Raw genomic sequence first — 22,085 nt, 5'->3', positions numbered from 1 at the left:
GGTGCCTGCTACTTCTTAACTAAATCATTGACTTCACCAGTTCTCCTCTGATTTTCGTAATATGCCCCTCCATCAATTCTTTTGCTTTATACCCATTTCCAGAAGCAATAGCAAGGTAAATTTCCCTATGCTCCTCGATGGTATCGTCGTAACGGGACAAATCCTTGAACCGATGATTCTGGGTAACTCTAATGGTTTCTTCCATATGACCTTTGAGGGTATGGATCAATTCAATGAAAATCGAATTATGCGTGGCTTCGGCAATTCCGATGTGAAAATCCAGATCTGCTTTTAACCCTAACTCGGGATTTTGTCTGGAAAGGGCGATATTATGTAAGGCAATACGCAGCTTTTCCAGATCTGCAGCTGTGGCTCTATTGGCTGCAAGGAACGAGGATTCGGCTTCCAGTGCACGCCTAAGTTCAAGCATTTCATATACGAGCGGGTTTTCTGCTTTGACAGCTGTGATGATCTCTTCTTTATTTGATTGGATATCAGAGACTTTTACGTAGCTTCCGCCTCCCTGGCGGATATCGATGAGCCCGTTCAGTTCCAGGGTTCTGAGTGCCTCTCTGATGGTTGTCCGACTGACATTGAATTGAACTGCCAATTCTCTTTCTGAAGGCAGCCGTTCACCTGGTTTAACAACACCTCCCAAATAGCATTCTTTCAATTTATCTGCTAAAACCAGATAGGTCTTTTTTTTCTCTGCCATTCCCATACCCTCTTTTCAAAGTAGACCTTTCTTACTTTTCAAAAAGTAACAGGCCAAAATCTATTATTCAATTCTATAAAAATAATAAAATAATTGAATTTTTCTGATAAGTTAGTATAATTGATGTAACTTGTTGGACCAATTATAACATTGGTTTGACCAAATTTCCCGAAAAAGAAAGAAGGAGTATAGGATGGAAACAGCGAGTATGAGCCTCCTGCAGGCTTTAAGAGAGATTCTTACTGAGCAGCAGGTGACAGAAAATCAGACAGTAAGAGAATTGCATGGCAGGGATGAATCATACCATTCGGAGAGTCTACCTGACCTGGTTGTTTTTCCGGAAACCGCCCAGCAGGTCAGTGAAGTTGTGAAGCTGGCAAACAAATACAAAGTTCCAATCGTTCCTTTTGGACTGGGATCCAGTCTTGAGGGGCATGTGATACCATACGAACATGGAATTACGATTGATTTTTCACTTATGAATAAAGTTCTCGAGGTACGTGAGAGTGATTTTCTTGTTAGGGTGCAGCCTGGTGTAACCCGCACACAGCTCAACAAGGAATTAAAAAAGTATGGATTGTTTTTCTCTGTGGATCCGGGAGCGGATGCTACGCTTGGCGGAATGGCGGCAACGAATGCCAGCGGAACTACTTCTGTGAAATATGGAGTCATGCGTGATCAGGTGCGTGATCTTGAAGTGGTACTAGCTGATGGGTCGATCATACATACAGGTAATTTTGCTGCTAAATCTTCATCCGGATACCATTTGAATGGTTTATTCGTTGGCTCAGAGGGGACACTTGGCTGCTTTACGGAATTGACATTAAGAGTTTATGGAATTCCGGAGCACCTGATGGCAGCAAGAGCTTCTTTTCCATCATTGAACGATGCGGTTGAAGCGGTTGTTTCCATATTACAGGCAGGTGTTCCGATTGCAAGGGTGGAGCTTGTGGATGAACCATCCATAAAGCAGGTAAATCTGTTCAGTGAAACAAACTATAACGAAAGCCCAACACTCTTTTTGGAATTTCACGGCAATGAAGCCGGTTTAAAACAGGATGTTGCTTTTACAAAAGAAATTGTTGAAGACCATCATTGTCTGGATATTAAATTTGAATCCGATAATGCAGCAAGAAATCGCTTATGGGAGGCCAGACATAACCTTGCTTATGCCTATATCCATGGCCATCCCGGAAAGAAAATGATGGTGACGGATGTCTGTCTGCCGATTTCAGAACTTTCTGGCGCTATCAGCCATGCCAGGGAAGCGGTCGATGCACTTGGACTTCCTGGAGGAATTGTCGGACATGTGGGGGACGGAAATTACCATACACTCCTGATGATTGATATGGGTAACCTGGAGGAGGTTGCAAAAGCAGAAAAGTTCAATGAACAAATTGTTCTCTATGCTCTTGAGAGAGGCGGTACCTGTACGGGTGAGCATGGTGTTGGAGTCGGCAAGCAGAAATATCAGCAAAAAGAACATGGTCAGGCGCTCCAAGTCATGGAAAAAATCAAACGTGCCCTTGATCCAGATAATCTTTTCAACCCAAATAAAATCTTAAAGATAAAAGAAGGAGCGTGATGATATGAAGGTATTAGAAGCGGTCAGTACCATTGCAGGAAAATATTTTGCCGTGTGGGTTATCGTAACATCGGTTATTGCCTTTATGTTTCCAGACCCATTTTTAGGGTTGGGGGGCTATATCACCATCCTTCTCGGCGTCGTCATGTTTGGAATGGGGCTTACTCTGAAGGCGGTCGATTTTAAAATCATCTTTACGAAACCGCTCCCTGTGTTAATTGGTGTTTGTGCACAGTTCATCATTATGCCGCTAGTCGCTTTCGTCATTGCGAAACTTCTGAATTTGCCGGCAGAATTGGCAGCCGGCCTGGTTTTGCTTGGTTGTGTACCTGGGGGAACGGCTTCTAACGTTATGGTGTATCTGGCCAAGGGAAATGTACCTTTGTCCATCGCCATGACATCCGTTTCAACTTTACTCGCACCAATCATGACACCGCTGCTTCTCCTGCTGCTTGCGGGCCAGTGGATGCCTGTTGATGCAGTGGCCATGTTTATGTCTATTGTCCAGGTCATTATTGTACCAATTGTTCTGGGGTTGGCAATCAAGAAATTCTTCCCCGTGGCAGTGGAAAAAAGCTTAACTGTTTTACCGTTAATTTCAGTGGCAGCTATTATCACCATCGTGGCTGCAGTCGTCTCAGGCAATGCTTCAACCATTGCAGCATCAGGCTTGCTGATCTTTAGTGCTGTTATGCTTCACAATGGTTTTGGACTCATGCTTGGCTACTTGGCAGGAAAAGCGCTCGGACAGGGTGAAGTAAACCGGAGAGCGATTGCCATTGAAGTTGGCATGCAGAACTCAGGTCTTGGAGTTGCGCTTGCGACTGCACACTTCGGGCCGCTGGCAGCACTTCCAAGCGTTCTGGCTGCTGCCTGGCATAACATTTCAGGGCCGATTCTTGCGACTTATTGGTCTAAAAAAACTGTTGGTGAAAGTGAAACAGAAACGCCAGTTCAGCCAGCTGAAGTGAAACTGTAGATATGCATTTAGGTGTATGCTCTTATAGATTGAGGGCCGGCATTCTTTATGCTTGCGAAAATTGGTTAAAAAATTTGACAAGCTGTTGACAACGTTTACATATAATAATAAAATTGTTACATGACAAGTTAACTATGGTGGAGAAACGGAGAACCCATGCTTTCTTACACTTCCATTCCAGGGAGTGTTATTAAAGTGTGGGTTTTGTTTTTTTTACAGTTAATATTGTTGCCAAAATGATTTATGGGGGGAAATAAATGTTCAAATTGTTTAAGCCTGCTCCTCCAATTGAAAGATTGCCTGAAGAACAAATTGATTCGGAGTATAAGAAACTTAGGTTTCAAGTCTTTATGGGAATTTTCATTGGTTATGCAGCGTATTACTTAATTCGGAAAAACTTCTCGCTGGCTATGCCGTACTTTATTGAAGAAGGATTCTCCAAAACTGAACTTGGTTTTGCACTATCTGCTATTTCGATTGCCTATGGCATCAGTAAATTCGTCATGGGAACATTTTCGGATCGGAGTAATCCTAAGGTATTCTTGCCTGCAGGATTAATTCTTTCTGCAATTATTTCTTTATTAATGGGGTTTGTACCTTTCTTTACTTCATCTGTTTCCATCATGTTTATAATGCTTTTTTTAAATGGCTGGTTCCAGGGAATGGGCTGGCCGCCATCGGGCCGTGTTCTGGTACACTGGTTCAGCATCAATGAAAGAGGAAACAAAACAGCCATTTGGAATGTAGCTCATAATGTCGGAGGTGGGCTAATGGCACCACTTGCTGTGGCGGGTGCAGCAATGTTCGCTGGCATAGCCGGAACCTCTTCATCAGGCTATGAAGGTGTATTTATTTTACCGGCACTCGTAGCTATTGTTATTGCATTCATGGCCTACTTCCTTATTCGTGATACTCCTCAATCGGCTGGGCTGCCATCCATTGAAGAATATCGCAATGATTATCCAAGCAAAAGCAAGAAAACCTTTGAGACTGAATTAACAACAAAAGAAATTCTTTTCAAGTATGTATTAAATAATAAATGGGTTTGGGCAATTGCGATTGCTAATATATTCGTTTATTTCGTCCGATATGGTGTACTGGACTGGGCACCAACATATTTGAGCGAGGAGAAAGGCTTCGATATGAGCAAGTCCAGCGTAGCCTACTTTTTATATGAGTGGGCAGGTATACCAGGAACACTATTATGCGGATGGATCTCAGATAAGTTTTTCAAAGGGCGCCGAGGTCCTGCTGGATTTGTATTTATGCTGGGGGTATTAATCGCAGTTCTTGTTTATTGGTTTAACCCTGCAGGAAATCCCACAATAGACATGATTTGTCTGATTGCGATCGGTTTCCTTATTTATGGACCGGTAATGTTAATTGGCCTACAGGCACTTGATTTTGTTCCTAAAAAGGCTGCCGGTACTGCAGCAGGATTAACTGGATTGTTTGGTTACCTCGGAGGTACTGTAACAGCTAATGCTTTAATGGGTATCATCGTAGATGCATCCGGATGGAATGCAGGATTTATGCTGTTAACCGCATCTTGTGTACTTGCAGCCCTCATTTTTGCAGTAACATGGAATGTAAGGGGACAAGAAGTAGTAAAAAATTAGCATTAAGACTAAAAAGACTGCTCAAATTATTGGGCAGTTTTTTTGCGTACATATGAGAAAAGCATTGACTAACAGCAAAAAATGGAATATATGTTAATTAACAATTAACAAAATGTTAATTATAAAAGAGGTGAACCGAAATTGAAGAATAAATTTATTACACCAGAGGGATATACAAGTGATATTGCAGTTTTTACAATCACATCAGAACAAGTTGGCGAGTATAAACCTCCAAAAAAAGAGCTGAAAATCATGCTGATTAAAAGAAGTGAGCTGAACCATGAAGGAAACCCGAATATGGAGGCAGGGAAATGGGCGCTGCCTGGTGGGTTTGTCCGTCCCGAAGAAACAGCTTTTCAGGCGGCAGAGCGAAGGTTAACCGAGGAAACCGGAGTAGAGGGGCTGAAAATAAAGCATTTCGGTGTCTACGATTCTCCTGGCCGGGACCAGCGGGGATGGATTATATCTAATGCACATTATGTTATTGCTAATGAAGCGGACTTAAGGACCCGGAAAACAACATATGACGCATCTGAAGTTAAGTTGTTTACTCTAGAAGAGGCTCTTGAACTTGATCTAGCATTTGACCATCAGACCATTATTGAAGACGCACTTTGGTTTATTAAAAAAGATATGGCACTGACAACACTGGCAAGGCATTTCCTACCTGATGAATTTGTGATTTCTGAACTGCAGGGTGTTTTATTAACCGTGTTGGATGACCCTTCAATCTCAACGGATGCTGCCTTTTTCAGAAAAGCACCGACATTTCCATTTATTGAAGCTGTGTCGGAAGACGGAAAGCTAAAGAAATCAAAACGCTATTCTAAAACACCTGCACAGCTTTATCAATTCAATGATTATCAGCCGATTGTGTCCGTATATAGAAATAAACTGCAAGGGTGAAAATCCAAATTAACAAAGGGGATAGATTCACATGGGGATTTTTAAGAACTGGACCCGGTTTGAAATAATATGGCTAATAACATTTACATTGGTCAACATTTATCTTTACTTTGCCTGGTCAGATTCACTAATTGGCCTGATTTCATCCATAAGCGGTTTGTTATGTGTGGTGCTGGTGGCAAAGGGGAAGATTGCCAACTATTACTTTGGCATCGTTCAAACCCTTACCTATGCTTATATTGCTTATGGATATGGCCTTTATGGAGAAGCCATGCTCAATGCTCTGTTTTATTTTCCTGTACAATTTATTGGTATTTATCTGTGGAAGCAGCATAAAACAAATCGGAATGTTAAAGGGGAAGATGTGAGAGTTAAAAGTCTGACGAAAAAAGGCTGGATCTATACTTTAGCATCTATCGCTGTCCTTACAATTGGATATGGGTTTTTCTTAAGATATTTAGAGGGTAATTTTGTCTGGACGGATTCCGCTACAAACGTTCTTTCTATAACTGCGCAAATACTGATGCTGAAAAGATTTGCAGAGCAATGGATTCTCTGGATCTCAGTAAATGTATTATCCATTATTCTTTGGGCGGGTGCTCTCATCACACAGGGCGGCAATGACTTTTCAATGTTAGTCATGTGGACTGCTTTCCTGGTTAACAGTATTTATGGATACATCAATTGGCGGAAACTATATGTGAAACAGAATAAGGAGGGGGTTAAATGACAGTCGGCTTTATTGGAGGCAAGTTTCTTCCCCTGCATCTTGGCCATGTTTATGCGATCGTTCAGGCCTCATCCATCGTTGAAGAACTTTATGTTGTGCTGTCACATAGCGAACTGCGTGACAGGCAATTGTGCGAGCATTCTAAAATGGCTTATATTCCACCACAAATCCGTTTGCGCTGGGTCAGTCAATTAACTAAAGATATGCCGCATGTGAAGGTCATTTCCATAAAAGACGATCAGGGGGATGAAAATTACAATTGGGCAGAGGGTGCCAGGAATATAAAAAAGGCAATTGGAAAGCGCATTGATTATGTATTTAGTTCAGAGTATGAGTATAACGATATTTTTAGAGAACTTTATCCAGAGGCCAAACACGAATTGATTGATCCCAATCGGAGATATGTGAATATTTCGGCAACAGCAATCCGTAATGAAGGTGTTTTTCATCATTGGGAATACATCCCTGACTTTGTAAAACCTTATTTCGTTAAAAAGGTTGTTGTAGCAGGGACTGAAAGCTGCGGTAAATCTACCTTGACCAGAAACCTTGCTAAAATTTACAACACTTCCTATGTAGAGGAATATGGCCGAACCGTATGTGAAGAATTAGGCGGCTGCGATGGGCTTATGGTTAAGGAAGATTACCACAAAATTGCCTATGGCCATAAGCTTGAAGAAATCAAGGCGAATGAAAAAGCAAATAAAGTTGTGCTTATCGATACGGAGGCAATTGTGACTCAATTCTATTCCAACCTTTACAACGATGAGCATCAGGCAGTACTGGATGAAATTGCAAACCTGCAGGATTATGACCTGTGGCTATACTTGGAACCTGATGTGAAATGGGTGGATGATGGACTTCGGGTTCACGGAGAGTATGAGGTAAGACTCCAAAACAACCAGGCTTTAAAAACATTGCTGAAAAATCATAATGTTGATTATAAAATACTGAGCGGAGATTACAAGGAGCGGTTTCAAAGTGCAATAGGGCATATTGAAGAACTGCTGAAAATTTGAGAGAGTGATTGACATAAAAATTTTTAAAAGCTAATGAAATTCTTTCATTTCGTATCTTCAATATTATGGTTTTCCTGATGACGATACATGTGTATATTTTCTTCGTCATCAGGAATTTTTTTGTAAAAAAACAACTGTTTTAAAAGATAGAAAAAGATACAACAAGGAATTATTTGTCGGATGCAAACAATTTAAGCTCTTTTTTATCCAAAATTATTGTTCCTTCAAAGTTCATGCCTATCTTTTCAAGCAGCCTGGAGGAAGCATAATTGTCTAGGGATGTAATAGCTAGGACCCGTTCCATATCCAGCTTTTCAAGACCATATTTCAATGTAGCAGAAGCTGACTCAAACCCATAACCTTGCGATTGATATCTAGATAAAAAAGCAAAACCAATATCAACATTATCTAAAGTATCCCGTTTTATAAAGCCGCACAGTCCAATAGGAATGCTTCCTTCCTTTCGCTCAACTAGAAAAAGGCCAAAGCCAAATTGAGAATACATTTTCTGGGGTCCGGTCAAAATATAATTCTTAGCATCACCAAGAGAATGTACACTTTTATCGCCAATATAACGAATCCATGCAGGTTCATTTAAAAGTTCGAGAATGAAAGCTGCATCATCTGTTGTTAACCAGCGAAGAATTAATCGGTCAGTTTCAAGTACTTTCAATTATTTTATCACCTCACTCAATTTCGGGCTGTTATCTTTTTTTAGGCTCTTTTCGTATAAATTGTTGTTTTTCGCTTATCAATGTTGTCCGTAAATTGCAGTGAAAGGATGCTCAGCAAACCACGGGGCGGGCGGTGAGCCTCCTCGACGCTACGCGTCTGTGGGGTCTCACCTGTCCCGCAACTCCCGTAGGACGTTGAATAGGCTAGCTTGAGTAAACACCGCACGAAGAAAATGCGCATGCATTTTCGAGGATCTCGCACCTTCCACTCCAATCAACTCAGTAAATATAATATAAATAGCAACAAACTTTGCGAAAACAGCCTTTTTTTAAAAAGCAAGCTATAACAAATATACCTCTTAAATTTATTATGAAGCAATTTGAATTTTCATATTTCTTTACTGGTAATTCTCCCATTGATTCACTAATGAGTTCTGCCTGTAAACCTGTTAGCCTTGTAAGTGGCCTGTTTTTGCCTAAAAACTACAAACAGGAGGTTTATAAATGAAAAATTTAGTAACATTTGTTGCTGCCATTTCACTCATTATGGGTTCATATAGCATGTTTCCTGCTGATCATTTCGATGCAGAGACAGTGGATCAAAAAGCTGCAGAAACACTAACATATAAAAAGGTTGAAGTTGACGTGAAGGAGTCATCATCAACAGATCATCGCTTCATTAAAGAGGAAGAAAAAAAACTGCTTGCACGTCTTGTACAGGCTGAAGCAGAAGGGGAGCCGTTTGAAGGCAAAGTTGCTGTTGCTGACGTGGTTCTGAACCGTGTCGAACATGAACAATTCCCGGATACAGTCAAAGATGTTATTTATCAGAAGAATGCTTTTGAACCAGTTCAAAATGGTTCCATTAATGAACCTGCAAGCAATGAAGCAGTTCAGGCCGTTGAGAAAGCACTTATTGATAAGGACCAAAACGCAGAGCTTCTTTATTTTTATAACCCTGACACGGCTACAAGCCAGTGGATTTTCTCTCGAGAAGTAGTAAAAAAAATAGGCAACCATGCATTTGCTATTTAAAAGCGCGTACAGCATAAAAGCTGCGTGCTTTTTTTGTTGAGAAAAAATGATACTACAGAAGGAAATTAAAGAAAGATGGCGAAAATTTCTTTAGAAACATTCTTTTTAATTTCGCAGGTGAAACCACCAGTATGCAGCTATCTCTTGTTAGTTATTATTGTGATGCTTTTGAATATATAAATAGGGGACCATGGGGCCTCTTAGCGTTCTATACCAGGAGAACTACACCTGTGGCCCATAAAGGGAGCGGTTGATATGTCTGAAAAAATTACTTTTCCTCGGGTTAGCTTTACTGGATGGGATTCGCTAACTCACCTTGTCGACCAGGTGAATAGCTTAAAGGTCAATAAGATTCTTATCATTACGGATCCATTAATTCACAAGATTGGTTTGACAAATGAAGTGGTCTGTCCTCTAATTAATGCAGGTTATTCCCCTGAAATTTATACGGATATTGTACCTGAGCCCCCTCTTTCCGTTGGCGAAAAACTAGTTTCTTATACTCGTGATAACCAATTTGATATGGTTATCGGTTTTGGCGGCGGCAGTGCGCTGGATTTGGCGAAACTGGTAGGTGTATTGGCTGGAAACGAGGGCAAGGTGGAGGATTATCTAAACTTAACAGGAACAAAAAATATTACGAAAAAAGGTCTCCCAAAAATCTTAATTCCTACAACTTCAGGAACGGGGGCTGAGGTGACTAATATTTCTGTGTTATCTCTGGAGACTACGAAAGATGTTGTAACCCATGATTATTTACTGCCGGATGTTTCGATTGTCGATCCTGCTTTAACAGTGTCTTTGCCAGCAAAGGTCACTGCAGCTACAGGGGTTGATGCTCTTACTCATGCGATTGAAGCTTATGTTTCAAAAAACGCAAGTCCAGTTTCGGATGCGCTGGCGCTGCAGGCTATCATGCTAATAAGCCGATCGATTCGTACGGCAGTAGAGAATGGTGATGATAGGCAGGCCCGTACCGATATGAGCTATGGGAGTTATTTGGCAGGTATGGCATTTTTCAATGCAGGAGTAGCGGGTGTTCATGCATTAGCTTATCCGCTAGGCGGTCAGTTTCATATTTCTCATGGGAATGCAAATGCGGTATTACTCCCATATGTAATGGACTATATTCGACAGAGCTGTGAAAAGCGAATGAAGGATATATACGAGGCAATGGGTTTTAGTTCTATGAAATTATCCCAAGTTGAGGCATCTCTCAAATGTGTGGAGGAGCTCGAACGCTTGGTAAAGGATGTAAATATACCTCACGCACTAAGGAGCTTTAATATCCCTGAGGAGGCACTTGATGTATTAACAAATGATGCTATTAAGCAAAAACGTCTGTTAGCCCGCAGTCCGATGTCTTTGGAAAAAGAGGATATTTATAAAATTTATAAAATGGCATGGTAACAACTGCTTAATACCACCCGAGGTTTGTCAATTTTCCCAGATTGACCAGGAATTACATATATAAAAAGTAGCCGGCTTCCTAATGAAGCCGGTCTTTTAATGCTAATTACGCAATGTCCCGGTTGGGCTGACATAGCGATGAAGGGGAAGCTTGTTCAAGGGATTGCCGGGATTCATGGTATTCCAGATAAAGAGGAGGAGGAGGAGCTTATTTTGGGACACGTTCCAGGAGAAATCTCCTTCAGCTGTCTCTTTCTAGCAAGCACACTGGCGCAAGGAATCAGTGGGCAGGAACTTTTTATTGATACTGGATTAACGAACCGTGTTTTTAACCAGGGGTGCATGTAGCTAATCAAAAGGCAGTCCTGTCACAAGATGATTTGTTCCTGTTCCAAAACTGGATTTTTACTTGCAACTGGTCAATTAAAACTTACCAGAAGTTAATGAATTAAAATACATGATAGAGAATGCAGTTGTTTTATAAAAGCACAACACCTGAGAGGAAGAGGTTATGAATTTAATTCTCGAGATTATTAGGTAAGGTAAAAGATGCTATTTGAGGATTCACCAGAAATGTCTTTCATGTCGTTAATTAACCAAGGTTCATGCCCTCTTTAACTTTATACGTTAACAGAGGGCATGAACCATTTTAGAACCAGACATTAATAAATCCAATTACCATCCATTCCACAACTAGTTTATAATAAAAATGATCTCTGCATGAGATAATGTAAGACTCTAAGACTCAAAGATGTGTAAGAAGGTGAACAAAATCAACATCATTGAAACAAGGGTGAGAAGCTTCATTGAAGATATTCAGCACCCAAAGCAAAAGAAGAAGTTAAACATAAATGATTTAGAATTTCAGCTGCGCAAATTGCTGGATGATTACTATGAAATGGACGGTTATTCGGTATTTTATGAAGCCATTCAATCATTGCAGGATGAAGGGCAGCTGACACCTATACATAATCATCAATACAACGGAAAAACACCGTCTCTGCCTTTATATTTTTGGGTGAACTTGAAACCTCACACCGACCAATGGGATCGTCTTGAGATGATGAAGTTAAGTGATCGGTTCGATTTTTCGTTTTATGAACGGCATCCTGAATGGCAGACGAAAGAGGAATGGAGCCGCGTTAAGAATTTATATGCTTTTCTCCAATCCAGCGGTGACCGGGAAACCGTTTCACTTGAGGAAAGAAGCCTTGAGCTGTTCGGACATGAGAAGTTCCTTCAGGATGTGATCAGTTTTCCTGATGGAAAGGGATTTTTAGCACGAATTGGCGTATCTGAAGAGCAGCTGAAAGTGGTTAGATACGGTGAGCCTTTTGTATTTTGGATGAAGCAGGGGAAAGAAATTAAAGATATTCAGCGTGTGCTGATTGTCGAGAATCTATCATTCTTTCATACTGGCATTCAATTATTGGAAAGGGATCTGCTCGATTACGATCCGGAACTGATCATTTATGGGGAAGGCACTAAAATTGAACGGAGCTTTTCGTTCTTCTATAAAATTTTCCCGGCTAAATCGTATCTATTCTATTATGCAGGAGATCTTGATGCAGCTGGCTACGGGATCATGACCAGGCTGATTGAAAAGTACCCGGAATGCTGCATTCAGCCTGCATTGAAGATTTACCGTAAAATGCTTGAATGTCTGGATCAAAGTAATGAACAGAAATCCGGACAATTTCTAAATCTTAAATACCGTGATGCGTTCTTCCAGTGGTTTACCGAAGAAGAGCAGGAACTCTTATTGCAATTATGGCAGGAGAATAAACGAATTCCTCAGGAAGTCTTAACAATTGAAACATGGAGGAGATGGATGTGAACGAGTCATGGGAAGGGTTCGCCCAGCGGATGCAGCGTTTAAACCCGCTGTTTGAACTTGGAAGAGGAATGGAAGTCGGAGAGCTGAAGCCTCATATCCAGACGATACTGATGCAAGTGCTCCTCACCATTTTTTACAGGGAATTGAATGATGATGACCATCGTCGAAAATCAGATATCAAATATATGGTGGAAGATACGATTAAACAAATGAAGCTTTTGGCTGATGAGAAGCAAGTTGAACGTATCACAAGCGGGCTTCTGTATCAGGGAAAAGAAGAATTCAGCAGGCCGTTTGAAGCCCTTTATTATGATGAAATCAGGCAGTCATGGGAGACTCAGGTTTTCCGCTATGTGACTATGGATGAATTATATACAAACCTGGAGATGGGCGGATCGATTGTTTACAAGCTCACAGATGTCTCACAGGAAATGATTTTCATGAGCAGGGAAATGGCGGAGGAATTCTCGATCACCATTGAACAGCTTTACAGTATGCAGCTGATAAAAAACGGTAATTTCCGCAAAGCTACCCGAAACCTCGATCACCTCATTTCACGGGTCAACCGCTTAATGGCAAGAGAATTCTCCTTTCAAAAAGAAATGATCAATAATCCCAAAATCTTATTGATGGAAGAAGAAATGCAAAGGGCTGATAACCGTGCGGAAATTGAGAAGCAATTTGAAGAAGAGAAAAATCACTTCCGTACCATCAGCAGTATGATTGAGAAGACAAAACGAAGAAACGAGGAAGATGATCATATTCAAAGAGAATTGATCCTCCTGCAGGAAAAGATCGGCCATACAAGACAATTGCATGATCGTTTTGCCAAGCTTGTGATTCAGAATATATCCTATGAAATGAAATTAAAAGCGGAAAACCCTTCGCTGTTTTGGGAAACGAGCCTTGTTTCATTTCGGGAGCATATTTATGAAAACTGGTTCATGAAGGAAGGGGTATCTTCCTTCGGTCATGTTGAGAAGGTACTGGGCCCTTTGTTTTCGCCAAAGAATGAATTTATTTTGCCCTTGGATTGGATTTGGGGAGAACAGGAATTTGATGAAAAACAGCTCACAGAGACGATGGAGGAAGAAACGGAAGAGGAAAGCATTACCCATCAGCGGGTAACGAAATGGGATTCTGTTATCAAGGCCTGGAGCTATGTGTTTCAATATTTGCAGACATACGGAGAGTTTTCCCTGGCTGATTTAACGACATTGCCGCTTGAGGTTCAGGATTTGTGGTTTGAAGAATCAGAAACGATTGACTTATGGATGATGTTTGATAAAAAGCCGCTGAAGGTTCAGGTGCTGCACCGGAAGGAAGAGACGCTGAGTGATGAGAGGGAAATTCTTCTTTACAAGCTAATAAAGGAGTATCCGCAATTCCAGGTGTTTGAAGGATTGAAACTTTATACCGAGTTTGATTATCGGGCGGAACCTTTCCATTGGTATCAAATGAAGATTACTCCGTTTAAAATTTGTGTTCAGGAGGAGAAATGATGAGTGCAGAAAGTATTAAGACTGCATCAGCAGTTTATTTCACGCTTTTAAAAGACAAGGTCATCGATGAAAACAGCGAGCACTTTCAGGCATATTTCGATCCAGAAGTAAGACAGACTGTACTTTTACTGGCAGACGAATCCGGGACTTTTATCATTGAATCGCCAAAAAGGATTCAGCTCGTTGTACAGCCGACCGGATCGGTTTTTGCGACGAACTTTACACATATGAAGGACAGGCATAAACAGGTTGAAACCAAAAAACATTTTCATCTGATGAGTGTGGTCATTATGGCATTCCTGGCGGGCATCGACCGCAATCATGCGGCTAAGATCCGCACGAAGCGCGAAGGGATCAGCTTTTATACATTGGAACGGCAAGTGAATGATGTCATCATGAATTGGGATAGTCTGCTTAAAGGAAAGCCGGATTTCGGAGAAGAAGAAAAAATTGATATGAGAGACGTTGTTACGACATGGAAATACATGGAGGTCGACACAGATGATTACGGTGCCAGGAAAGCCAATCGCAGAACGCGGCTCGGTTTGATTGCAAGTGCTATGCGTCTTTTAGAAACAGAAGGACTCATCGTCATCCTTGATAGAGAGGATATACCGAAGGCGATTCCAAAGCAGGAGTTATTTGAACGGATTGAATATCTGTATCATGACTACGACCGTTATGAAATGTTCAAGGAATTAATGAAAACAGAGGAGGATCAGCATGCCGAAAATACATCGAATTAGAATTGCCGGCCTGAAATATGATGGCATGCAAAAGCAGTATAGGGACACCACATTTAATTTTCACAATGAGGAAACCTCTACAAATGGCCTCATTTCCATGATGAATGGAGGAGGGAAAGGTGTTTTCCTGCAGACTATATTTCAGATCCTTAAGCCTGGTACCGCATGGGGAAAGCAGAATAATCGCTTTTATCAGCAATTCTTTTTTAATAATAAAGAGCAGTTTAGTCCTTATACCTTTCATGTTCTCATACAGTGGGAGCTAGACGGGGCTGACCGGAGGCATTTGGTGACGGGCGGAATGTTTTCAGCAGAACAGCGTATTTCAATGAATGAAGAGAGCGGCGAAAGCAAACCTCTTGAACAGGAAGCGAAAATTGTCCCGAATATTACCTTTTATACAAGGGAGTTTGAACGAAAAGAAGAAGCATCACTTGACCATATCCCTCTCTATGAAGATGGAGAGTTGGCTGAAACAGAAGGCCTGAAGGATTATTTAAAATGGAATGGTTACGATGTTTACCGGGATACCAAGAAACACTATCGCATTCTTGATACATATGGGATTAACCGAAAAGATTGGGATATTATGAAGGACATAAATAAGGATGAAGGCGGCGTAGGAAAATTCTTTGAAGGTGCTGAAGATGATCATTCCCTGTTCCAAAAGCGGATAATTCCTACAGTCAGTCAGGTTCTTCACCGGACGGAGCATCAGAAGAACGACCTGGTGGAGATTTTTAAGAGTCAGGCAAGCATCGCGAAGGACCTCCCTGTTTTGCTGAAAAGAGAGCAGGCACATAAAGAGTTCCTGGAAGATATTCTTCCTTTTGAAGAGAGCCTGGCTAAGGGTGTCGGACATAGGGAAATTGTGGAGGACAGCATAAAGGCAGGAAGACAGCTGCTTGGAGCTTTGGAGCATTTAAAGAAAACGGAAGAAGAAACACTCATTGAGCTGGAAAAGGAAATCGAAAAATTAACAGGCAGGCAAGTGGATCTGCGTTTTCAGAAAGATAATCTTGAGTATGCAAAAGCTCACCGGGAAGTACTGGATTGGGAGAAGAAATTAGAGGAAGTGCAGAAGAAGCATATTGTTCTGCAGGAATCGGTGAATGCAAAGCAGGAGAGAAAAGCGGAGCTGGCTTTTCAGCTATTATTAAAAGAATGGCATGAAGGGGAACAAAGCATTCGCGCGCTTTCCCAGCAAATTGCGAAGCTCGAGCAGAACAGTGGCCTTGAGCAAGTGAATCAAAGAATGGATGAAATCAAAAAAGAGGCAGCACAGCAATGGGAGAAATCCTCCGCTGTCATTAGGGAAGCCCTTCAGCAATATACCGGTTATCAGAAGTTTTTAAAGAAAAAGGCAAACGACCTGTCTAAGCAGGATAAACAAAAGACTCAGGAAATTGCCCAGCTGCGTACGGAAATTGATTTTCTCTATACCCAGATTCATGAATTTGAATCGAAAGAAGAACATTTTATCAAGGAATTTGGTGACCGCATTACTTATGATTTAGCTGGGTTTGTAGAAAACCTGAATAAACAGATAGAAACCAAAGAAGCGGCACTCGAGGATCTGCAGGCAAAAGAAAATAGATCAAATGAAAAGCAGAATCAGCTTGCTTCTTCCCATGGTACACTCGCACAATCCATTCAGTTTTCAGAAGAAAAGTGTGAAGAGCTAAAAAGGAAAAGTGAAGAGCAGAAGCAAAAAGAAACAAAGCTGTTTGATCAGCTGCAAGGCGTTCTTCAAGGTGTCACAGCTCCATTCACAAATGCTCTTTTATCAAAATATGCCATTGAAGTGGAAGAGCTTCTCGTTCAAAATCGCGAGCAAGGGGAAGAGTTAAAGAAAGCGCTCTGGGAAACGCAGCTGGATTATGCCTTGAATGATGAGCATTTCTGGATTGCCAATAATGATGTGAAGGAACTGAAGGAATGGATTGATGAAAAGACGGGGATCGATGTATTTTACGGATCCCAATTTCTTCAATCCCTAAAGCCGGATGAAATGTCGAGCCATATGCTTTCTAATCCTCTTCTGCCGTATGGCTTAGTAGTAAGCAGGCAGCAATGGGAAAAAATCAACAAGCAGGTCCTTAGCGGAAGGATGTATAAAAGTCCGGTCCCGATTTTTATGCGGGAAGAAATGGCGGAGGAAAATCAGAATGCCTTTGTGATGATCACCGGGACGGAGAAGGAGTTGCTGGGGGATAAAAATCAGTTCACAAACTGGAAGATTCAGATTGCGAAGCAAATAGAAGATCAGAAAGATACACTTGCAGAGTTGGAAAAAACAGAAACAGCACTGCGCCGTATTATCAAAGAAATCGACCGATTTCTTTCCCATGACCTTGCCGGAGATATCGAAAAAGTACTTCTTCAAGAAAAGGAAGCTCTGCTATCGAGAGAAACGGAATTGCAGGCTATCATCGTACAGGAGGAAAAAGAAAAAGAACTGCAGCTGGGACTTAGAGAACAGCAGGAAAAGACGAAAAAAAAGATTGAAGAGCTTTCTAAAGATGTGGAATGCTTAACGGAATTTAACCGTGAAAAGTCGATATATCAGGAAAATAAACGGGTGAAGCAGGAAAAAGAGAAACAAAAGGAAGCTTTCGAAAAGGTGCAGATTGAGCTTGGAAACGAGCTCCAGACCATCGCTGACCTTCAGGAGAAGTGGAGCCAGACCTATTTGGAATGGAAGCTGTCAGCCGAGCAAAACATTAAGAAGATCGGCTATTTTATAGACGGTGCTGCTTTTCCAGCCGCTGAGAAATCGGAAGCTTCTGAGGACGTTCCGCAATTATCATCCTATATTTTAGAAGAAATCAATGGGAGTATTGAGGAGCTTAAGCAACTGCAAAAATCAAAAGAAGAACAAGCCAGTGAACTGCTCGCGATTCAGGCGACAAGAGAATCCGAACAGAAGCAGCAAAAGAAGCTGGAGAAAAAACTTCATACTCTTAATGAAGAGTGGAAGGATGCTTCTGTACCGGATGAACCAATAAGTATTTTGGAGAATATGCTTCAGACAGCTGCAAAGGAAACAAAAGCAGCAGAAAAAGAAGAGCGTGAGCAGGAAAAGACCGTAACCATTGCCGAAACATCCTTAAAGCATGGAATGGATCAGCGTAAAAAAGCCGCTAAAAAGGTGGCCAAGCATGATCAGCAGCCGGAAGAATGGGAAGAGCTTGATCTTGATGTGAAAACGGTCGAAATTATTGACCAGACCAAACAGACAAATGCAGAAATAAAGAAAACGGAAGAGCTCAAAAAAGAGGCAGAACAAAACATAACTGAGTTTGAAAAAGATCAATTGCATTTATCCGTCATTCTTAAAGAGGAAGCGGCAGCTTTCTCGGATGAGGACATAGAAAAAATAAAGAATCAAGGAAAGCAAAGCATCCTATCCTGGAGTGAAAAACATCAGGCTATTCAGGATGAAGGACAAGAAAAGCATGCAAAGATTGAACAATCATTAAGAAATTTAAAGCTTGCTATTGAAGGAAAGGATTGGGAAATCCGTTTTAAAAATGAAGTCCTGACTACGCTTGATCATATGGATACAAGGCATTATGCCCATATTCAAAGTGTTGTCCTAAACATGAAACGGTTTTCACAGAGCGGCCTGGAGCAGTTGGAGCGCGACAAAGAACGGGCAGAAAAGGCGCAAAACTTCTGGGCAAGCCGGGCAAGCATGAAGGTAATGAGCATTTCAGAGGCGATTCGCTCGATGATATCAAAAATGAAGCTTAAGAATGAACGGGGTTCATTCCCGCTCGTCCAGCTTAAAGAAGATATCCTGCCTAAAAAAGCGGAAGATGTTGAACCGCTGCTGAAACAGCATTTCGTTTCAGCTATTAATAAAATTACGAAGCGTTTTGAGATGATTGACGATAATAATCAGATACTTGATCAGGAAATCAAACAGCTCATCAGTGATGAGCAGGTTTTATTTGTCTCCCTAAGGAATCGTTATCCTGAACTGCTAGTATATAATATGAGGACTGATAATGCTTTCATGTATGGAAAACCGCAGCGTGAGCATTATTCAACCTGGCAGACGATCAACCAGGGTTCAAAGACGAAATCCGATGGCAGCGGCGGCCAAAAGCTATCTGCCCGCATGGTCATGATGATGATGCTTCTTTCTGTTAAAAGTGAAACCGACCAAAGCTGGGTACCGTTAGTCTGTGATAACCCGTTCGGACAAGCAGCTTCTGCCCATGTGCTTGATCCGATTTTCGCTGTAGCTGATAAGCTGAAGTTCCAATTCATCGTCGTTACTCCTCCTGAACTGGTGAAGACAGAGATCAGTCAGAGGTTTGATTCGTACTATAAATTGGATTTCATCCGCGAAAAAGGAAAAGAGATTGTTTCGGATACGATTGTTCCGGCATTCAGGATTTATCAGGGAGAGGAAGCTGTTCATTAATACTGCAGAATGATAATACTTTGGGACATTCAATATAGTAATAGCTGAGGTGTGAACATATTTTGATTAGCTGGAATTTCAAGATGAGTCTTCATAAGAATCAATAACTAAAAAAGTATTTTTTCCCTGCATGGCTAATGGAATTCACCATCTTCAATATGGCCAGATTAATAGAATTTAAGTCTTGCTATATTACTAAAAATATGCAATACTTGATTGAAAATAAATTAATAACATACAAATTCTTATCCAGAGAGGTGGAGGGACTGGCCCTGCGAAGCCTCAGCAACCCCTGATTATGTCAGGAAGGTGCTAAATCCAACAGAGTTGACGCTCTGGGAGATAAGAGGTCGATTTGATAAGTAAAGGCCTCTTATAAAGAGGCCTTTTTTGGTGCTCTTTTATACTCCCGTGCTTAGTGTTTAATTTATAACGAAGAAAGCGGAGGAATGACAAATGGAAACCAGCGTTATACAGGTACCGGAAGCATATTCGAGTATATTACAGGAATCTGCCTTGATGCGCTTCGGGCAATCATGTGATAAAAAAACAGGTTTTTTACTAAAGGGGCTGGCTGCCTCCAAACCTGGTGGCAGCTTTTTGGAGCTGGGGACAGGTACGGGAGCTTCTGCTTCATGGATCATGGATGGGATGGATGAAAGCAGTAAACTTACGACCGTTGATATAGATTCGACCGTGCAAGCCATTGCGAAAAAACACCTAGGAAATGACAGCAGAATCACATTTTGCTGTGAAGATGGAGCAGCTTTTATTCGAAACCTGTCTGAGCGATTCGATTTTATTTTTGCAGATACGTGGCCAGGCAAATTTGAGCTTCTGGACAAAACTCTGGACCATTTAAATATTGGTGGTTTTTATGTGATTCATGATGTGTTTCCGCAGCAGAAATTGCCTGAAGAATTTAGAATCAAAGCCACTAAACTTCTCAAAACTCTGCAGGACAGACCAGATCTCGACATTACCGAATTGGATTGGTCTACTGGACTGATACTCGCAGTGAAGACTGCAGTTTGACAGAATATATGAGGGGGAGATCCTGTGAATAGCGTAATAAACTCGGTTGAGCATGTGCTGCTGGAAGAAGAAAACATTATAGAATGCTTAACCTGTTCATTAATATCCCATTACTATTTAGCCCCGCAGCTCGGATTGCTGGCGGCAACAAACAAAAGACTGCTGTTTTATCGATTATCTGCATCTGAATCAACCAAGGAATTAGTTGAAGAATTTGCATATATCGATATTACTTCCATTAAAGAAAAAAAGGGAATTACAGGAAAGCATATTCATTTGTACTCTAACGATAAATTCCAGCAAATCCAGGGGATGAATATGTTTGATTTTATGGCAGCGGTTAAAGAAAAGATGAGCACGGTTAATGATCCCGTAAAAGAGCGACATCCAGAAGGATTGGCGCCTTATAGGTGAATATATGTTAATGGGTCAGGTATCTTTTCCAGGCATTAGCCATTAAGTGGACTCCCCTCTCAATTTCGTCTATTGAAGGTGCCCCATAACCAAGCATCACATGGTTGGCAGGCTTTTGATGCTGGTACATAGGCGAAGCCGCATCTATTTCAACTCCCGCCGACTTTGCCAGTTCGATTGCTTTAGATTCATTCAATCCTTCAGGTAATATCACGATAATGTGCAAACCTGCTTTATCACCAATTATGTCAAAATGGTCTCCTAAATGCTTTGACAGGCTTCCGATTAAACAGTTCCGCTTGGCCCGATATAATGTTCTCATTTTTGCTATATGAGATGTATAAAGTCCTTCTTCCATAAATTTTGCAGCAGCCCGCTGGTCGATTCTTGAGACATTAGACTTTTGATTAGCATTAAATTCTTCATATCCCTGCTGAAGTGGTGCCGGCATAATAAGATAGCTGATCCGAAATGCCGGGAGCAAAGTTTTTGAAAAGGTGCCAAAGTAAAGAACGCGACCGCTGGAATCCAGATGGGCCAATGACGGAATCGGTGTCCCTTTATAGCGGAATTCAGAATCATAGTCATCCTCAATTATGTAAGCATCCTGTTCCAGTGCCCAATTTAACAGTGCAGTCCTTCTGGCAATAGACATAATTGTCCCAGTAGGGTATTGGTGGGCCGGTGTTGTATATAATATATTTACCGGATTATCAGGTACACAGCATCCTTCATCGTCCACTGGAATAGGATGATATTCCAGCTGCAATTGCTCAAAAACGGATCTTGCCCTAGTAAAACCCGGATCTTCTATTCCGACAGCTTGTCTCTTAAAAAACAAACAGACATTCATTAACTGCTGTTGAAATCCGCTGAATAGATATACCTGTTCCGGCTCGCATGCCAATCCTCTGGCTTGCTGCAGGTATTGTGCAATTTGCACTCGAAAAGAATAGTCCCCCTGCCACGGGGCATTGCCGGCATTAGATTTATTAAGCTCTTTTCGATAAAGTCTGTTCCAGTGTTTATAGGGGAAGGCAGCAGCATCAACCTGCCCGTTTTTAAAGTTAATTAGAGGCTCACCCTCTATTTCTTTTTCCATTTCCACTGGTCCATGCTCATAATAGTGCCATTCATCCTTAATTTCCGAAACAAAATATCCTCTTCGTTCCACTGTATAACAGAATCCTTCACTCTGAAGCTGTTCATAAGCCGTTTGTACAGTTACAATGCTTACGCTTAACTGCTCGGCTAGTTGCCGTTTTGAAGGAAGTTTCGCATGTGCAGGCAGTTTTTTTTCTAAAGTCGCCTTTCGTATTTGTTCATAAATTTGCTTATATTTTGCCTTATGATTCGAGAGAAGAATTTGGAGCTCCATTAAATCAGTCCCTGGTATTAAATTAAAATTCATATTTGGTTATTTTTATCATACCAGAAATCGATT

General features: G+C 41.3%; 18 protein-coding genes and 1 riboswitch. Of the genes, 15 read left to right on the top strand and 3 right to left on the bottom strand.

Going from position 1 to position 22,085, the window contains the following annotated elements:
- Positions 1–19 precede the first annotated feature (19 nt).
- Positions 20–715 (bottom strand): FadR/GntR family transcriptional regulator, encoded by a 696-nt coding sequence (locus M3205_RS11945; protein ID WP_251170110.1) that lies wholly within the window; start codon positions 713–715, stop codon positions 20–22.
- A 193-nt stretch (positions 716–908) separates the two neighbouring features.
- Between M3205_RS11945 and M3205_RS11940 the strand changes: the two genes are divergently transcribed.
- The 6 genes from M3205_RS11940 (at position 909) to nadR (ending at position 7,553) form a co-directional block, all read left to right on the top strand.
- Positions 909–2,300 carry an FAD-binding oxidoreductase gene (locus M3205_RS11940; protein WP_251170109.1) on the top strand — a complete coding sequence of 464 codons (1,392 nt, stop codon included), beginning with the start codon at positions 909–911 and terminating at the stop codon, positions 2,298–2,300.
- Between the two features lie 4 nt (positions 2,301–2,304).
- Positions 2,305–3,279: a bile acid:sodium symporter family protein gene (locus M3205_RS11935; RefSeq protein WP_251170108.1), complete on the top strand. Its 975-nt coding sequence runs from the start codon at positions 2,305–2,307 to the stop codon at positions 3,277–3,279.
- A gap of 257 nt (positions 3,280–3,536) precedes the next feature.
- Positions 3,537–4,898, top strand: a complete 1,362-nt coding sequence (gene glpT, locus M3205_RS11930; protein ID WP_251170107.1) for a glycerol-3-phosphate transporter — start codon at positions 3,537–3,539, stop codon at positions 4,896–4,898.
- 141 nt (positions 4,899–5,039) lie between these two features.
- A complete protein-coding gene (locus M3205_RS11925; RefSeq protein ID WP_251170106.1) occupies positions 5,040–5,804 on the top strand; it encodes an NUDIX domain-containing protein in 765 nt (254 codons plus the stop codon).
- 31 nt (positions 5,805–5,835) lie between these two features.
- Complete coding sequence (gene pnuC, locus M3205_RS11920; RefSeq protein WP_251170105.1) at positions 5,836–6,534, top strand: nicotinamide riboside transporter PnuC; 699 nt, start codon at positions 5,836–5,838, stop codon at positions 6,532–6,534.
- Entirely contained in the window at positions 6,531–7,553 is a 1,023-nt protein-coding gene (gene nadR / locus M3205_RS11915; protein ID WP_251170104.1) for a multifunctional transcriptional regulator/nicotinamide-nucleotide adenylyltransferase/ribosylnicotinamide kinase NadR, read from the top strand. The genes pnuC and nadR overlap by 4 nt, the downstream gene beginning before the upstream one ends.
- A gap of 169 nt (positions 7,554–7,722) precedes the next feature.
- Here nadR and M3205_RS11910 read toward each other — a convergent pair whose 3' ends face one another.
- A complete protein-coding gene (locus tag M3205_RS11910; RefSeq protein ID WP_251170103.1) occupies positions 7,723–8,226 on the bottom strand; it encodes a GNAT family N-acetyltransferase in 504 nt (167 codons plus the stop codon).
- A gap of 505 nt (positions 8,227–8,731) precedes the next feature.
- Here M3205_RS11910 and M3205_RS11905 point away from each other — a divergent pair.
- From M3205_RS11905 to M3205_RS11865, 9 genes are all read left to right on the top strand, one after another.
- Positions 8,732–9,262, top strand: a complete 531-nt coding sequence (locus M3205_RS11905) for a cell wall hydrolase (protein ID WP_251170102.1) — start codon at positions 8,732–8,734, stop codon at positions 9,260–9,262.
- A 255-nt stretch (positions 9,263–9,517) separates the two neighbouring features.
- A complete protein-coding gene (locus M3205_RS11900; protein ID WP_251170101.1) occupies positions 9,518–10,672 on the top strand; it encodes an iron-containing alcohol dehydrogenase in 1,155 nt (384 codons plus the stop codon).
- A 99-nt stretch (positions 10,673–10,771) separates the two neighbouring features.
- Complete coding sequence (locus M3205_RS11895) at positions 10,772–11,020, top strand: Rossmann-fold NAD(P)-binding domain-containing protein (protein WP_251170100.1); 249 nt, start codon at positions 10,772–10,774, stop codon at positions 11,018–11,020.
- 415 nt (positions 11,021–11,435) lie between these two features.
- Entirely contained in the window at positions 11,436–12,509 is a 1,074-nt protein-coding gene (locus M3205_RS11890; RefSeq protein ID WP_251170099.1) for a Wadjet anti-phage system protein JetD domain-containing protein, read from the top strand.
- Positions 12,500–14,011: a hypothetical protein gene (locus M3205_RS11885; RefSeq protein ID WP_251170137.1), complete on the top strand. Its 1,512-nt coding sequence runs from the start codon at positions 12,500–12,502 to the stop codon at positions 14,009–14,011. The genes M3205_RS11890 and M3205_RS11885 overlap by 10 nt, the downstream gene beginning before the upstream one ends.
- Entirely contained in the window at positions 14,008–14,757 is a 750-nt protein-coding gene (locus M3205_RS11880; RefSeq protein ID WP_251170098.1) for a DUF6063 family protein, read from the top strand. The genes M3205_RS11885 and M3205_RS11880 overlap by 4 nt, the downstream gene beginning before the upstream one ends.
- On the top strand, positions 14,735–19,192 hold the full coding sequence (locus M3205_RS11875; RefSeq protein WP_251170097.1) for a coiled-coil domain-containing protein: 4,458 nt from the start codon (positions 14,735–14,737) through the stop codon (positions 19,190–19,192). The genes M3205_RS11880 and M3205_RS11875 overlap by 23 nt, the downstream gene beginning before the upstream one ends.
- A gap of 242 nt (positions 19,193–19,434) precedes the next feature.
- A riboswitch (SAM riboswitch) is annotated at positions 19,435–19,541 on the top strand.
- A gap of 107 nt (positions 19,542–19,648) precedes the next feature.
- A complete protein-coding gene (locus tag M3205_RS11870) occupies positions 19,649–20,227 on the top strand; it encodes an O-methyltransferase (RefSeq protein ID WP_251170096.1) in 579 nt (192 codons plus the stop codon).
- A gap of 24 nt (positions 20,228–20,251) precedes the next feature.
- Positions 20,252–20,641, top strand: coding sequence for a PH domain-containing protein (locus M3205_RS11865; RefSeq protein WP_251170095.1), 390 nt, complete (start codon positions 20,252–20,254; stop codon positions 20,639–20,641).
- Positions 20,642–20,648: 7 nt separating this feature from the next.
- Here the strand turns inward: M3205_RS11865 and pdxR are convergent, their stop codons facing one another.
- A complete protein-coding gene (pdxR, locus tag M3205_RS11860) occupies positions 20,649–22,052 on the bottom strand; it encodes a MocR-like pyridoxine biosynthesis transcription factor PdxR (RefSeq protein ID WP_251170094.1) in 1,404 nt (467 codons plus the stop codon).
- Positions 22,053–22,085: the final 33 nt, after the last annotated feature.

Source organism: Cytobacillus firmus, from assembly GCF_023715565.1.
Lineage (GTDB): Bacteria > Bacillota > Bacilli > Bacillales > Cytobacillaceae > Cytobacillus > Cytobacillus firmus_C.
This window is presented reverse-complemented; position numbering and strand designations above follow the sequence as displayed.

Excerpts from the sequence above, each read along its gene's own strand:
- M3205_RS11870 (WP_251170096.1), top strand. The coding sequence starts at position 19,649 with ATGGAAACCAGCGTTATACAGGTACCGGAAGCATATTCGAGTATATTA.
- nadR (WP_251170104.1), top strand. The coding sequence starts at position 6,531 with ATGACAGTCGGCTTTATTGGAGGCAAGTTTCTTCCCCTGCATCTTGGC.
- pnuC (WP_251170105.1), top strand. The coding sequence starts at position 5,836 with ATGGGGATTTTTAAGAACTGGACCCGGTTTGAAATAATATGGCTAATA.
- M3205_RS11945 (WP_251170110.1), bottom strand. The coding sequence starts at position 715 with ATGGCAGAGAAAAAAAAGACCTATCTGGTTTTAGCAGATAAATTGAAA.
- M3205_RS11880 (WP_251170098.1), top strand. The coding sequence starts at position 14,008 with ATGATGAGTGCAGAAAGTATTAAGACTGCATCAGCAGTTTATTTCACG.
- M3205_RS11875 (WP_251170097.1), top strand. The coding sequence starts at position 14,735 with ATGCCGAAAATACATCGAATTAGAATTGCCGGCCTGAAATATGATGGC.
- M3205_RS11940 (WP_251170109.1), top strand. The coding sequence starts at position 909 with ATGGAAACAGCGAGTATGAGCCTCCTGCAGGCTTTAAGAGAGATTCTT.
- M3205_RS11935 (WP_251170108.1), top strand. The coding sequence starts at position 2,305 with ATGAAGGTATTAGAAGCGGTCAGTACCATTGCAGGAAAATATTTTGCC.
- M3205_RS11885 (WP_251170137.1), top strand. The coding sequence starts at position 12,500 with ATGGATGTGAACGAGTCATGGGAAGGGTTCGCCCAGCGGATGCAGCGT.
- M3205_RS11895 (WP_251170100.1), top strand. The coding sequence starts at position 10,772 with ATGCTAATTACGCAATGTCCCGGTTGGGCTGACATAGCGATGAAGGGG.
- glpT (WP_251170107.1), top strand. The coding sequence starts at position 3,537 with ATGTTCAAATTGTTTAAGCCTGCTCCTCCAATTGAAAGATTGCCTGAA.
- M3205_RS11905 (WP_251170102.1), top strand. The coding sequence starts at position 8,732 with ATGAAAAATTTAGTAACATTTGTTGCTGCCATTTCACTCATTATGGGT.
- M3205_RS11900 (WP_251170101.1), top strand. The coding sequence starts at position 9,518 with ATGTCTGAAAAAATTACTTTTCCTCGGGTTAGCTTTACTGGATGGGAT.
- pdxR (WP_251170094.1), bottom strand. The coding sequence starts at position 22,052 with ATGAATTTTAATTTAATACCAGGGACTGATTTAATGGAGCTCCAAATT.